This window comes from Mycobacterium sp. D16Q13, assembly GCF_002013375.1.
Taxonomy (GTDB): domain Bacteria; phylum Actinomycetota; class Actinomycetes; order Mycobacteriales; family Mycobacteriaceae; genus Mycobacterium.
In genome coordinates, this window is record NZ_MAEW01000003.1 from 304,627 (window position 1) to 317,898 (window position 13,272).

The 13,272-nt window shown below is 63.3% G+C and carries 15 protein-coding genes; 6 read left to right on the plus strand and 9 right to left on the minus strand.

All coding sequences use genetic code 11. The features are described from left to right. Positions 1-13: 13 nt before the first annotated feature. The 7 genes from B4400_RS04275 to B4400_RS04305 all read right to left on the minus strand — a co-directional run bounded on the left by B4400_RS04275 (position 14) and on the right by B4400_RS04305 (position 4,593). Entirely contained in the window at positions 14-289 is a 276-nt protein-coding gene (locus B4400_RS04275; RefSeq protein ID WP_078308047.1) for an acyl carrier protein, read from the minus strand. Positions 290-537: 248 nt separating this feature from the next. Continuing rightward, positions 538-999 (minus strand): transglycosylase family protein, encoded by a 462-nt coding sequence (locus tag B4400_RS04280; RefSeq protein ID WP_078308045.1) that lies wholly within the window; start codon positions 997-999, stop codon positions 538-540. A 356-nt stretch (positions 1,000-1,355) separates the two neighbouring features. Beyond that, positions 1,356-1,736 (minus strand): DUF2599 domain-containing protein, encoded by a 381-nt coding sequence (locus tag B4400_RS04285; protein ID WP_078308043.1) that lies wholly within the window; start codon positions 1,734-1,736, stop codon positions 1,356-1,358. Then, on the minus strand, positions 1,736-2,014 hold the full coding sequence (locus B4400_RS04290) for a DUF2516 family protein (RefSeq protein WP_078300852.1): 279 nt from the start codon (positions 2,012-2,014) through the stop codon (positions 1,736-1,738). Before B4400_RS04290 ends, B4400_RS04285 begins: the two co-directional genes overlap by 1 nt. A gap of 48 nt (positions 2,015-2,062) precedes the next feature. Beyond that, the gene (locus B4400_RS04295; RefSeq protein WP_078308041.1) at positions 2,063-2,710 is read right to left on the minus strand and encodes a heparin-binding hemagglutinin; all 648 of its coding nucleotides are present in this window, start codon (positions 2,708-2,710) and stop codon (positions 2,063-2,065) included. Positions 2,711-2,742: 32 nt separating this feature from the next. Next, complete coding sequence (locus B4400_RS04300; RefSeq protein ID WP_078308039.1) at positions 2,743-3,159, minus strand: helix-turn-helix domain-containing protein; 417 nt, start codon at positions 3,157-3,159, stop codon at positions 2,743-2,745. A 99-nt stretch (positions 3,160-3,258) separates the two neighbouring features. Continuing rightward, the gene (locus tag B4400_RS04305) at positions 3,259-4,593 is read right to left on the minus strand and encodes a DUF445 domain-containing protein (protein ID WP_078308521.1); all 1,335 of its coding nucleotides are present in this window, start codon (positions 4,591-4,593) and stop codon (positions 3,259-3,261) included. A 76-nt stretch (positions 4,594-4,669) separates the two neighbouring features. Between B4400_RS04305 and B4400_RS04310 the strand changes: the two genes are divergently transcribed. Next, positions 4,670-5,389 carry a TetR/AcrR family transcriptional regulator gene (locus B4400_RS04310; protein ID WP_078308520.1) on the plus strand — a complete coding sequence of 240 codons (720 nt, stop codon included), beginning with the start codon at positions 4,670-4,672 and terminating at the stop codon, positions 5,387-5,389. 25 nt (positions 5,390-5,414) lie between these two features. Then, positions 5,415-6,254 carry a polyphosphate kinase 2 family protein gene (locus tag B4400_RS04315; RefSeq protein ID WP_078308036.1) on the plus strand — a complete coding sequence of 280 codons (840 nt, stop codon included), beginning with the start codon at positions 5,415-5,417 and terminating at the stop codon, positions 6,252-6,254. A 25-nt stretch (positions 6,255-6,279) separates the two neighbouring features. Here the strand turns inward: B4400_RS04315 and B4400_RS04320 are convergent, their stop codons facing one another. Then, a complete protein-coding gene (locus B4400_RS04320; protein ID WP_070915620.1) occupies positions 6,280-7,149 on the minus strand; it encodes a cyclopropane mycolic acid synthase family methyltransferase in 870 nt (289 codons plus the stop codon). 74 nt (positions 7,150-7,223) lie between these two features. Then, entirely contained in the window at positions 7,224-7,883 is a 660-nt protein-coding gene (locus B4400_RS04325) for a TetR/AcrR family transcriptional regulator (protein ID WP_078308033.1), read from the minus strand. A gap of 261 nt (positions 7,884-8,144) precedes the next feature. On the opposite strand from B4400_RS04325, the gene B4400_RS04335 reads away from it, so the two are divergent. From B4400_RS04335 to B4400_RS04350, 4 genes are read left to right on the plus strand one after another with little or no spacing between them, the layout of a single operon-like run. Continuing rightward, positions 8,145-9,695 carry an amino acid permease gene (locus B4400_RS04335; RefSeq protein ID WP_078308029.1) on the plus strand — a complete coding sequence of 517 codons (1,551 nt, stop codon included), beginning with the start codon at positions 8,145-8,147 and terminating at the stop codon, positions 9,693-9,695. Beyond that, positions 9,695-10,528, plus strand: a complete 834-nt coding sequence (locus B4400_RS04340) for an urea amidolyase associated protein UAAP1 (RefSeq protein ID WP_078308027.1) — start codon at positions 9,695-9,697, stop codon at positions 10,526-10,528. The genes B4400_RS04335 and B4400_RS04340 overlap by 1 nt, the downstream gene beginning before the upstream one ends. Beyond that, complete coding sequence (locus tag B4400_RS04345; protein ID WP_078314552.1) at positions 10,525-11,133, plus strand: urea amidolyase associated protein UAAP2; 609 nt, start codon at positions 10,525-10,527, stop codon at positions 11,131-11,133. Before B4400_RS04340 ends, B4400_RS04345 begins: the two co-directional genes overlap by 4 nt. Further along, positions 11,130-13,121 (plus strand): 5-oxoprolinase/urea amidolyase family protein, encoded by a 1,992-nt coding sequence (locus B4400_RS04350; RefSeq protein ID WP_078308023.1) that lies wholly within the window; start codon positions 11,130-11,132, stop codon positions 13,119-13,121. Before B4400_RS04345 ends, B4400_RS04350 begins: the two co-directional genes overlap by 4 nt. The last annotated feature ends 151 nt before the right edge of the window (positions 13,122-13,272 follow it).

The following is a 13,272-nucleotide window of genomic DNA, read 5'->3' on the forward strand; positions in this document are numbered from 1 at the left end:
GTTCTGCGAACTTCTACTCGGCGAGTGCGCTGGTCGTTTCGGGCGAGACAGTGGCCTGCCCTGCCGAGACGATGTCGACAAGGTCGCCAAAGGAATCACAAACGAGTAGCTGATCTTCAGTGAGGGTGACGCCGAACTGCTCCTCGATGAGGACGAGGCCAAGTGCGAATCCCACCGAGTCGAGCCCAAGATCGTCGATCAACAGCTTGTCGCGGGTGATCTCGTGCGCGCTTACCGCGAGCTCTCCGCGCAGGATCTTCTCGAGTTTCTCGGCAACTTCAGTCGACATGTTGACTGCTCTCCTTGTGGCTCAATACAGGTGGGCACGAGGGCTCCAGCGCTCCGCGGCACCGACTATACAACTGGCATTAGGTAAGCCAAACCTACTATCTTGGGCGCCCCATCGGGCTCCTACCAGTTGTCGCGGGCACGCTCCCGTAGCGCCCCGATCGACGTACGACACGGCCGCCGCAGCTCAATCGCGAGGGGGCTCGCCACAGCGCCGTCTGCACGTAGCCTGCGGGGGAATGAGCCCGGCTAGCCGGCGGGGGGAATGAGCCCGACAACTCCGCTGCACATCTGGCGGAAGTTCACGATCCCGAAAATGCTGCCACCGGGAACGAATTGGCACCCCGAGCGCCCGGTCATCGGGCCGGTGCCGCCACCGCCACATTCGGGCCACGCACCAAGGCCTTGCGTCTGCATAACACTCTCGGCGACCGCGATCTGCTGTTCGCGGGAAGCGTCGGCGGGATTCCCAACGCCACCGTGGGACGCCCAGGTGGACGGCTTGAATTGCAGCCCGCCGTAGAAACCGTTTCCGGTATTTGCAGACCAGTTTCCACCGGATTCACATTCGGCGATCGCGTCCCAATTCACAGAATCGGCCGAGGCGACGCTCGCGGTCATGGACAACGACATCACGAACAGCACGTTGACGATCAGACACACCGCACGCCTGTCGCGCACCCATCGCGCGCGGTCCATGACGACCTTCATGTCACTGCACCCCGATCCTCTGTCACCGGAGAGATCACGTGATGCGTGATGTACCACCTGCCACTCCGGTCGTGATCAGATTGTGATCACTGTTGTAATCGTTACTCACGAGGTGTGCGTTACGCAAGCGGAGAATGGTAAGAAAAGTTGCCACTGAGCTGCCTGATGCTTTAGTGATTTCTTACTTCCGCCAATAACGTCCAGATAAACCAGTGGTCTCGGGGGAATTACACGTTTGTCATTTAATCGCGCAATTGATTCACATCACAATGCAATTTGCCCGCCCGTACGGCGCAGACCGCGAACCCGCCCCTCGGACCCGAGATTGTGCCGCCGAGAGCCGGACGGGTCAGGGCCTAGATCTCAGGTCCACCCGGGTTGCACTGCGACACCGTCATCAACGCCTCGTCCACCGGCGGCCGCCATGGCTCCAGATTCCAGCTCGGCTTGTTCGGGATGAACACCCGCCCGTACCAATGGCAGTCGAACTGCATCCGCATACCCGGCGACTGCGCGTCGGGAGCCAATGCGAGAACCTCAGCCCACGCGATGTCCGCGCCGTCGGGTGCCTCATAGGTACGTCCCAGCGGCGTCGGGTAAATACGCAGCGTACGCCCCAAAGACATTGCGCCCCAAGACACGTGATCAATAAGTGCAGGCTCTACCGCGGCCGCGGGCACCGCATTCGCCGCCAGCAAGACGGCCGTCAGCGCAACCAGCGCCGCAACCGCGCGCATTACCGCGACTTGCCCTGCACCTCAAGCACACGGGGACGAACATCGACGAAGTACACCCCGGCCGCCACGGCGGCGATACCGGCGGTCAACAGCTCCAACCCCGGAATCAGGGTGAGCACGGCCGCTCCGGCAAGGATGACTATCCAGGTGGTCTTGGTCTGCTTTTCTGCCGCCACGAACGCATCTGCGGGCTGAATCGCGGCATGGACCAATCCGACGATCGCCGCGATAAGAGCGACGAGCGAGATCAGTGCGAAGACATGAAAAGTGAAAGCCACCCGATCAGCCTACGTGGCTGATCGGGTGGCTGTCAGAGCTGGAACTGCCTACTTCTGGGTGACGGTGCGGGTCGCCGTCTTCTTGGCCGGAGCCTTCTTGGCGGGCGCGGCCTTCTTGACAGCAGCCTTGGCCGGAGCGGCCTTCTTGGCGGGCGCGGCCTTCTTGGCAGGCGCCTTCTTGGCGGGCGCCTTCGCGGCCGGAGCGGCCTTGCTCGACAGGTCGATGCCGACCAGCTTGGCGGCACGCTCACCGACGGCGCGAGTCTGGCTGGCCACGGTGCCCAGCGCCTGCTCGGTCAGCTCGGCGTAATTGCCGACCAGACCCTCGGCGCGGGTGACGTTCTCCTCGATGCCGGGGGTGCTGCGGATGCGCTCAATGGCCTCTTCACCACGCTCAGCGAGGTTGTTGTAGATGTCGGTCGCCACCTGCAAGTAGGCCTCGGCAACCTTGCGCAGCTCCTCGGGGGTGAACCGGTCGCGCAGCTCGTTGACGTCGGTGGGCAGCTCGGCCGACAGCTCGCGCAGCCGGTCGCGGGTCTCGTCCACGCGGGCACCGGCCTCAGAGGCGGCCTCTTCGGCACGCTCGCGCAGCTTCACGACAACATCGGCGACCGCGGCCAGCGCCAGGTCACCGGCGCCGACGGCTACGTAGAACGGGGTCTTCAGGTCGTCGAACGAGGTGTTCTTCTTGGTCATGCCAGATTCCTTTCAGGGATGGGGAAAGTTATTCAGTTGTCGCCAGTAGATTCGGGGTCGGATTGAGCCAGATCCGAATTGGCTTCGGCGTTTTGCTGGACGAATGAGCCGTAGACGTCCAACAACACCTGCTTCTGTCGCTCGGTGATGACGGTATCGGCAATGATGGCGTCCCGTACCGGACTGGCATCACTACGATCCAAAATGCCCGCACGCACGTATAACACCTCCGCCGAAACCCTTAGCGCCTTTGCGATTTGATTGAGAACCTCTGCCGACGGACGACGCAGTCCGCGTTCGATCTGGCTGAGGTACGGGTTGCTCACGCCGGCCTTCTCGGCCAGCTGACGCACGGAGACCTGAGCGGCCTCACGCTGTGCCCGGATGAAGCCTCCGATATCGGAAGCGGCGTTGCTCACAGCGGTGGCGAGGTCTGATTCCTGCGACATAAGAACCACCGTAAGCTGCAGTGCTAGCTATTGCAAGCACTTCTGTTAGCAATGTGCTCCACGTCACTTCGGCACGGGAATAGCCGGGTCAGGGCCTTTTTAGAAGAGCACCTGCGCCACGGTATAGATGACCAAACCTGCTAGCGAACCCACCACGGTGCCATTGATGCGAATGAACTGCAGGTCACGGCCGACATGCAATTCGATCCGGCGACTGGCCTCCTCGGCGTCCCAACGCTCGATCGTTTCGGTGATGACGGCCGTTATCTCCGCGCCGTACTGATCCACCAGATGCCGGGCCGCGCGTTCCACCCAACCGTCGACCTTGTCGCGCACGGAGTCGTCGTCGCGCAGCGTCTCCCCGATCCGCACCACGGTGTCGGCAATCCGCGTACGTAGCTCGCTGGACGGATCGTCCACGGACTCGGTGATCATTTTCTTGGCAGCGGACCACGCGGTGGCCGCGGCGTTCTGGACTTCCGCGCGCGCCATCAACCGCGACTTGATCGCCTCGGCCTTGGCGATGGTCAGGTCGTCGTGCTGAAGATCGTCGGCGAACTCGTACAACAGCCTGTTCACGGATTGGCGCAGGTCATGATCAGGATTGCGACGCACCTTGTCCGTGAAGTCCACCAACTCGCGATAGATACGGTCGCCCACGAAATGGTCGACGAATTTGGGTGTCCAGCTGGGAGAGTCACGCACCACCACTCGATCGATGGTGTCGCTGGCGCCCAGCGCCCATTCAAAGGCACGGTCGCACAACAGCTGGATCACCGGCGCATGCCGGTCCTCCTTGAGCACCGTCGAGAGCACCCGCCCCACCGGCGGCCCCCACTTGGGTTCGGCGATCCTGCGCACGATCACGCTGTCTATCGCCTGCTGCACGTCCTCGTCGCGCAGCATCTGCGCGCCGACCCGGAGCACCGTGGAAGCCTCGGCCGCAACCCGCTCGGCATGCGACCGGTCACTCATCCACTTGCCCAGCCGGCCCGCGATCTGCGCATCCCGCACCTTGGCAGTGATGACGGCCGGCGACATGAAGTTCTCCCGGACGAAGTTCCCGAGCCCCTCCCCCAGCTGATCCTTCTTGCGCTTGATGATCGCTGTATGCGGGATCTTTAGCCCAAGCGGATGCCGGAACAGGGCGGTTACAGCAAACCAGTCTGCAAGCGCACCGACCATGCCCGCCTCTGCGGCCGCTCCGACATAACCCACCCAGCCCGGCGCCCCGACCGACTGCCACCAACGGCACGCCAGAAACAACACGGTAGCCGCGACCAGGAACCCTGTAGCCACGGCTTTCATTCGGCGAAGCTGCTTCTGGCGCTCCTCGTCGACGGCCGAATTGCCCATCGCGAAGACGCCGCCGGACGCATTCCGCGTGCGCGGCTGATCGCTATGCTTGCCTGCCACTCCTCCATCATCCGGTATCGAGCGCGTCACGCATCCCCGAGGGGCCCGTGAAGTAGTATCGGTTACAGATAACTAAGGGAATGTGGCGATAACCGTGGCAAGTAAAACGCAGCCTGCGGCTATCAAGACTGATGGTCGCAAGCGCCGCTGGCATAAGCACAAGGTCGAACGACGAACCGAACTCGTGGACGGCACCCTCGATGCCATCAGGCACCGGGGGCGTGATATCAGCATGGATGAGATCGCCTCCGACATCGGCGTCTCCAAGACGGTGCTCTACCGGTACTTCGTCGACAAGAACGATCTGACGACGGCCGTCATGACACGGTTCGCGCAGACCACCCTCATTCCCAAGATGGCCATGGCCCTGTCGGCCCGGCTGGATGGCTACGACCTCACCCGCACAGCGATCAAGGTGTACGTCGAGACTGTGGCCGCCGAGCCCGAGATTTATCCGTTCGTGATGGCCAACAGCTCCACCAGCCGCAGCAAGGCCATCGCGGATTCCGAACGCATCATCGCCCGCATGCTCGCGCTGTCGTTGCGCCGCCAGATGTCCGAGGCGTCCATGGACACCCGCGGTGTGGAGCCGTGGGCGTACATGATCGTCGGCGGCGTGCAGCTGGCGACCCACTCGTGGATGTCGCACCCGCGGATGAGCTCCGATGAACTCATCGACTACCTGACGATGATCTCCTGGAACGCGGTGCTGGGCATCGTGGGTGTGGGTGGGTCCCGAGAGAAGTTCGTCGACATGCCACACCCGTCACCGGTTCCTCCTCCACCACAAGTGCGTCAAACCCACTCCGGGTAACCCGACGTCGCTAGGGTCACTGGGCATGACCCCCAGGATCGACACGTCCGCACTGCGCTATCGCTCCGGCTTGCTGTTCGCCGATGTCGATACCCGTTCCACACCCGGGTTCGACGGGTCGCGAGAGGACGGCGAAGCCCTGCAGGCCGAACTGTCCGAGCGCCTCGGGGTGCTACAAGAGATGCTGTACGCCAATGGGCGCAGCGGCGACCACCGTTCGGTGCTGCTGGTTCTGCAGGGCATGGACACCTCCGGCAAGGGAGGTATCGTCAAACATGTTGTGGGACAAGTTGATCCGCAAGGAATTGAACATGCGAGCTTCGGGGTTCCCACAGCGGAAGAACGTAAGCACCACTATCTGTGGCGCATCCGCAACGCACTGCCTTCGGGTGGGCAGCTCGGTGTCTTCGACCGTTCGCACTATGAGGATGTCCTGGTGGTGCGGGTGCACGACCTGGTGCCGCCGGAGGTCTGGGGCGCTCGCTACGACGAGATCAATGCCTTCGAGAAGGAGCTGACCGAGGCAGGCACGACAATCCTCAAGGTGGCCCTGGTGGTATCGCTCGACGAGCAGAAGGAACGCCTCGCCGAGCGGCTGGACCGTCCGGACAAATACTGGAAGTTCAATCCCAACGACATCGACGAGCGTGCGTTCTGGTCCGCCTACCAGGATGCGTATCAAGCGGTGCTGGAGAAGACGAGCACCGAGTACGCGCCCTGGCACGTCATCCCGTGCGATCGCAAGTGGTACAGCAGACTCGCGGTTACCGCACTTCTCGACGAAACACTGGACGGCCTAAATCTCTCGTGGCCACCCGCCAATTTTGATATCGAGGAACAGAAACGCCGCCTCACGCAAGCGTGAGACGGCGTTGACCTGTTAAGTCTCGCTATTTGACGAGGGTGAACTGACCCACGTTGGTGATACCGCGGCGGAAGAAGTCCGCGCAACCGGTCAGGTACCGCATGAAGCGGTCGTAAACCTCTTCGGACTGAATCCTGATGGCTTCCTCGCGGCGCTGTTCAAGATTCTGGGCCCAGATATCCAGGGTCTTCGCGTAGTGCGGCTGCAGCAAATGCGTGCGCTCCAGAGTGAACCCGGAACCAGCAGCTAGTTTCTCGATATCCTCGACCGCCGGCAACTGACCACCGGGGAAGATCTCCTCGCCGATGAACTTCATGAATTTCAGATCACTGATGGTGAGTGGAATTCCATTTTCCCGGAAGAATTTCTGAGTGTGGGCCAAAATGGTGTGCAAAAGCATTCGGCCATCATTAGGAAGAATGTCATATGCGCGTTCAAAGAAGATCGGGTACCGCTCTTGCTTGAATGCCTCGAATGCACCGATCGTGACAATTCGATCGACTTTATCGTTGAATTCTTCCCAGCCCTGCATGCGAATATCGGCGGTACGGCCAGTTTCCTCGGCCACCTTCGCCAGGCGGGTGCGGCTGTACTCGCTCTGATTCTTACTCAACGTAATACCGACGACGTTGACGTCGAACTTACGCATGGCGCGCTCCAGGCATGCGCCCCAACCACAGCCGATATCCAGCAGGGTCATTCCCGGCTCGAGGTTGAGCTTGCCGAGTGCCAGGTCAAACTTCGCCAGCTGCGCCTCGGCAAGGGTCAGGTCGTCACGCTCGAAGTAGGCGCAGGTATAGCCCATGGTTTCTTCGTCAAGGAAAAGGCCATAAAATTCGTCCGAAATGTCGTATATGGACTGAGATTCCTCGTAGTACGGCTTCAGATCGGACATTTACTGCAGCACCTAATTCCCATCACATTTTGGCTACTTTGTACTGGCCCGCAGACTAGCACGGTCAACTGTGCCTACCTCTTAGGAACGGCCACCGGCCAGTCCAACTGCACCAACAGCGCTCGAGCCGCCCCCTCAACCTGATCAGCATCCCCCGTAACCCCCAGAACGCGCAAGGTCGCATCGGCCAATGCCTCCGGAGCTATGGAATCACCGTCGGCGCGGAGCATGATCACCGACTCGACGAGCCGGAAGGGCAGGCGCTCCACCCCCTCGCGGATCATCTCCGCGCGGCACGCGGCGGCGGCCAGATCCTGATAGTGCGCGCGGAGCTGGTCGCGCTTGCGCCGGAACACCACGAATCGATCGGCACGCAGATCCGGTAGTAGATAGAGAGCGCCCAGGTTCCACCGGCTCGCCGCCAACTGGGCGGCGTCGGCGAGCGCGAGGGCATAGAGACGCACGACTGGGGGCTCCGGGCGATCGGCGATCAGCGCCGCATAATGCAGCGGCTGGTCGATCGTCATCGCCAGCAGCGCATCGAGGATGTCGTCCTTGGTCTTGAAGTGGTAGTAGAGCGAGGCCTGCTGCACGCCCACCGACTCGGCGATGCGGCGGGTGGTGGTTGCCGCGAACCCGTCGGTGGTGAACAACTCGGCCGAGGCATCGAGGATTTCGTCGCGAGTGGTGTTCCCCTCGCGAATGGGACTGATACGCCGCGGTCGCCCTGACATTGTGCCGACCCTTCCATGTACCCCTCGGCAACGCCCCGATTCCATCGCCTGGTGAGCGTTTCGTCATCGCTCCGACATCTGCGCAACGACAATGTTACACCGCGCCCCCGTCCCGAAACGGCGCTGTCACCCATGCGTACCGGCCGGCCGTCAGACTTACTTACCTATCGCATGACAGATATTTCTTCCCACATAGATGTGGGTTTTGCCGACCACCCAGGGCGCAAAACATGTTGCCCGAGGACCGATCAGGGAGTGCCCATGAACGCCCCAACGGCCACCCAATCCGCGGCCCGGTCCGCGGCGAGCATCGCCGGTTCGGACTCCGATGACCTTGCCGCGTTCGGCTATAAACCGCAGCTGCACCGAAGCCTTGGCAAATTCGCGTCCTTCGCGGCAGGATTCTCATTCGTCTCGATCCTGACGACGATCTTCCAGCTGTTCGCCTTCGGGTTCAGCTTCGGCGGCCCGGCCTTCTTCTGGACCTGGCCGATCGTCTTCGCCGGGCAGTACATGGTGGCGCTGAACTTCGCCGAGCTCGCCGCGCGTTATCCGATCTCCGGCGCCATCTATCAATGGTCCCGCCGACTCGGGGGAGCCGTCGTGGGCTGGTTCGCCGGCTGGTTCATGATCATCGCCCAGATTGTCACCGCGTCCGCGGCCGCGATCGCGCTGCAGGTGGTGCTGCCCACGGTCTGGAGCGGATTTCAGCTGGTCGGCACCGACTCGTCGCTGACCAGTGTCAGCGGTGCGTCGAACGCCGTGCTGTTGGGATCGCTGCTGCTGGTCGTGACCACCGCCATCAACGCCGTCGGCGTCAACTGGATGTCCCGGATCAACTCCATCGGTGTCACCTGCGAAATCGTCGGCGTGATCGCCGTGGTCGGCATGCTCTTCGCCAGCGCCGAGCGCGGCCCCAGCGTAGTGCTGCACACCGGTGACGCCGGCAGCGGATATCCGTGGGCGTTTCTGGCGGCAGGGCTCATGGCCGCCTACGTACTCGTCGGATTCGGGTCGGCCAGCGAGCTCGCCGAAGAGACCCGTAATCCGCGCCGGGTAGCCCCGCGCACCATCTTGTCCGCGATCGTGGTGTCGGCGATCGGCGGGGCACTGATGATCCTGGGTGCGCTGATGGCCGCGCCCAGCCTCACCGACGGTCAGCTCGCCACCGGTGGCCTTCCTTATGTATTGGACAGCAAGCTGGCCTCCCCGTTCGGCACCCTGCTGCTCATCGACGTCGCGATCGCTGTGTTCGTCTGCACCCTCGCCATCCAGACAGCGGCCTCCCGGCTGATGTTCTCGATGGCTCGCGACGGCAAGCTGCCGTTCTCCACGGTGCTCTCGCACGTGAACCCGCGCACCGGCACACCGATCGCGCCGGCCGTAGTCGTCGGGGTCTGCTGTGTCTTGATCCTGGTGGTCAACTTCGGCAACGCCGCACTGTTCACCAGCCTGTGCAGCGTGTGCATCGCCCTGATCTACCTGGCCTACCTGATGGTCACCACACCGTTGTTGTTGCGCCGCTTAGGGATCGGCGGCAGCAAGTGGGACGCCAACGCGGGGCAGACAGATGCCGATGGGCGCAAGCTCTTCTCGCTCGGACGATTCGGCCTCCCGATCAACATCCTCGCCGTCGGCTATGGCGCCTTCATGGTCCTCAACCTGTCCTGGCCCCGGCCGGCGGTCTTCGACCCCACGGGAGCGCACCCCTATCTGGTGTGGATAGCCCCCATCTGCATCGCTGCGGTGCTCATCGCCGGGATCTTGGCCTACCCGCGGCGCACCGATTCCACCACCAAGGAGATCTCCTGATGACGACCGCGACCACCAAGGGAGCGCGAGATCACGCCCGCTCACAGGCCGGCCAGATCACCGACGCCATGCCAGTGCTCCCCGCTTCCCACTGGCCCTGGGCCCCCGATGACGTCGATCCACTGACGCTCATCTGGGCCGAGACCATCCCCGGGGGCCGGTACGCCAGCAAGGTGCTGGGTCGCGGCACCCGGCTGCGACTCACCGACGTCGCCGGCTCCGCGTGCGTGAGCGTGGTGCTGCTGCGCGCCGACGCCCCATGGGAACGACTGAACGTCGCCGACACCGTCAAGGTTCCGTGGCAGGCCTATCTCGGCGCCGGGCATCCGCTGCTGTCGGATCAGGGCCGGGTGCTGGCCACCATCGTCGCCGACAGTTCCGGGCATCATGACACCTTCTGCGGAACCAGCACGTTGACCGCTAACACCGCTAAATATGGTGCGGGCGAACTTTATTCAGCGAGCCCGGCCGGACGCGAGTTATTCACGCTCGCCGCGGCCAAGCATGGCCTGGCACCGCGCGATATCGGCCCGTCGGTGTCCCTCTTCCACGGCATACGCGCCGAGGCGGACGGTACGTTGCGCAGCGCCGGCACCGCGGGCCCGGGGGCCGCGGTGGATCTGCTGATCCACCTGCCGGTGATCGCCCTGCTGGTGAACACCGCACATCCCCTCGATCCGTCGGACACCTTTGACACCGGACCCGTCCAGGTGCTGGCCTGGCCCGCGCTCGATGAGCTGGTCGACCTGCCCAACAAGGACCCGGAATATCAACGCGCCGTGCTCAATACAGAGGACGCCTGGGCCGCCGCACAGAATGGAGACTCCCTGTGACAAGCACGGTTCTCGACGAGGTAGTACCCGCGCGCGCACCCTGGAGCGCCGTGGTCGCCGCAGGAGATGTGTTGACCATCATCGACCTGAAGGGTAACCAGGCCGTCGACACCCTGTTGTATTCGGCGGCCGATACCGCCGTCCGCTACTCGGCGCAGGCAACCATCGCGGCACAGGGAAACCTGTTCCTGCGCAACGGAACCGTACTGCGCGCCGAGGACGGCAGCCCGCTGATGACGATCGTCGAGGACGAGGTGGGCAGCCACGACACCATCGGCGGCGCCTGTTCCCAGGAATCGAACACCCTGCGCTACGGACACCACACCAAGCACCAACACGCATGTGTCGAGAACTTCCTGATCGAGGGCGCCAAATGGGGCCTGGGTAAGCGAGACCTGGTGTCTAACATCAACTTCTATATGAATGTCCCGGTAGACGAGGACGGGACCCTCGGTATCGTCGACGGCCTTTCCGCACCGGGCAAGAAGATCAGGCTCCGGGCCGAGATCGACACCCTGGTGCTGGTGTCGAACTGCCCGCAGATCAACAATCCGTGCAACGGATTCGATCCCACTCCGGTGCGGATGATGGTGGAGAGCGCATGAGCACCGTCTCAGTCACGGCGCCCGGCATGCTGACCACGGTGCAAGACTGGCCGGGACGCACCGGGTACTGGCAGGTGGGCGTGCCTCCATCCGGCCCGATGGACGACCTGTCGTTCCGGCTGGGCAATCGGGCCGTCGGCAACCCCGAGGGCGCCCCGGGACTGGAGGCGACACTCGCTGGTCCCACACTGCATTTCACCCAAGCGACCCTCGTCTGCGTGACCGGTGCACCCGCACTGGTCACCGTCAACGGGCGGCCGGTCCCCCAGTGGCGGGCCGTCACTGTCCCCGCGGATGGCACACTCACCGTGGGTGCCGCCGCAGACACCGGGATGCGGATCTACGTGCTCATCGCCGGCGGCATCGCGGTTCCCCAATTCCTGGGCAGCGCAGCCACCTTCACCCTCGGCGGGTTTGGCGGCCCGGAGGGACGTGCGTTGGCCGCCGGAGACACCCTCATGCTGAGTAACTCCGATGGCACCGAACCGCAATGCATTCCCGGCGCGGCACAACCAGCGATCGGTCACCATTGGGAACTCGCAGTCACCGAGGGACCGCATGGCGCGCCCGAGTTCTTCACCCGCAGTGATATCGACGAACTGTTGTCGACCCACTACGAGGTCCACTTCAATTCCGATCGCACCGGAGTGCGCCTCATCGGACCCAAACCGCAGTGGGCACGCACCGACGGGGGCGAGGCGGGGCTACATCCGTCGAATATCCACGACAATGCGTATTCGATTGGCGCTCTGGACTTTACCGGCGACACTCCGATCTTGTTGGGCCCCGACGGCCCCAGCCTGGGCGGGTTCGTCTGCCCGGTTACGGTCGTCTCGGCCGATCGGTGGAAGTTGGGGCAGCTGCGCGCGGGCGACACTCTGCGGTTCATCCGAATCGAAGCCTCTCGCAGCGCCTCGCTGCGCTCGATCGGTATCGATCGCCGCGGGCACTGGCCCTCGGTGTTCTCCACCCACGGCGACGGCGACGACGGTGTACTGGCATATCGGCAGGCCCGCGACGACGCGCCCGCTATGACTTACCGCCGCAGTGGCGACGACAACATTCTGGTTGAATACGGCGACCTCACACTGGATTTGGCGCTGCGTGCGCGCGTCCACGCGTTACACCAACGACTAGAGGACACCCATACCTCCGGCATCGTCGATCTGACGCCGGGCATCCGGTCGCTACAGGTGCACTTCGACCCCGACAGGCTGCCCATGGGCAAGGTGCTGGGACTGCTGGACGATATCGACGAGCATCTTCCCGCTTCCAGCGAGCTCGTGGTGCCCAGCCGCCGGGTGGCCATGCCCCTTTCCTGGGATGATCCCTCTGCCCGCGAGGCCATGGAACGGTATCGCCTGGGTGTGCGCGCGGATGCCCCGTGGATGCCCTGGAACATCGAATTCATCAGGCGAATCAATGGCTTGGACACTGTTGACGAGGTGTACCGCACGGTCTACGACGCCTCGTATCTGGTACTCGGTCTGGGTGACGTATACCTGGGCGCGCCCGTGGCGACCCCGGTCGATCCCCGGCATCGGCTCGTCACCACCAAGTACAACCCTGCACGCACCTGGACACCGGAGAACGCGGTCGGCATCGGCGGTGCGTACCTGTGCATCTACGGCATGGAGGGCCCCGGCGGATACCAATTGGTCGGACGGACCGTACAGGTCTGGAACCACCGGCATCCGGACAACGCCGGCGTTTTCGAACCCGGAACACCCTGGCTGCTGCGATTCTTTGACCAGATCAGCTGGTACCCGGTGAGCGCCGCAGAGCTCCTTGAGCTGCGTGATGAGCTTGCCACCGGACGTGGCACCGGCGGCGTCAGGATCACTGAGGGTGAGTTCTCCATGGCGGAGTACTCGGCATTCCTTGCCCACCACGCGACGTCAATAGGCGAGTTCCGTAGCCTTCAACGCGCGGCATACGCTGCCGAGCGCGAAGCGTGGAGTACTGCGGGCGAATTCGCCCGGGTCTAGCAAGTGAGCGCCCCGAACCCCTCGCTCGCGAATGCCGGGGCGTGTCACTTTGCTGTCTGAATTAACCACCCCTGGCGATCTTGGTCAAGAGAAATGGGCACACTGACATTTCACGCGGCTATCAGGCGACACTGTCGCCGAACGCGGCGAG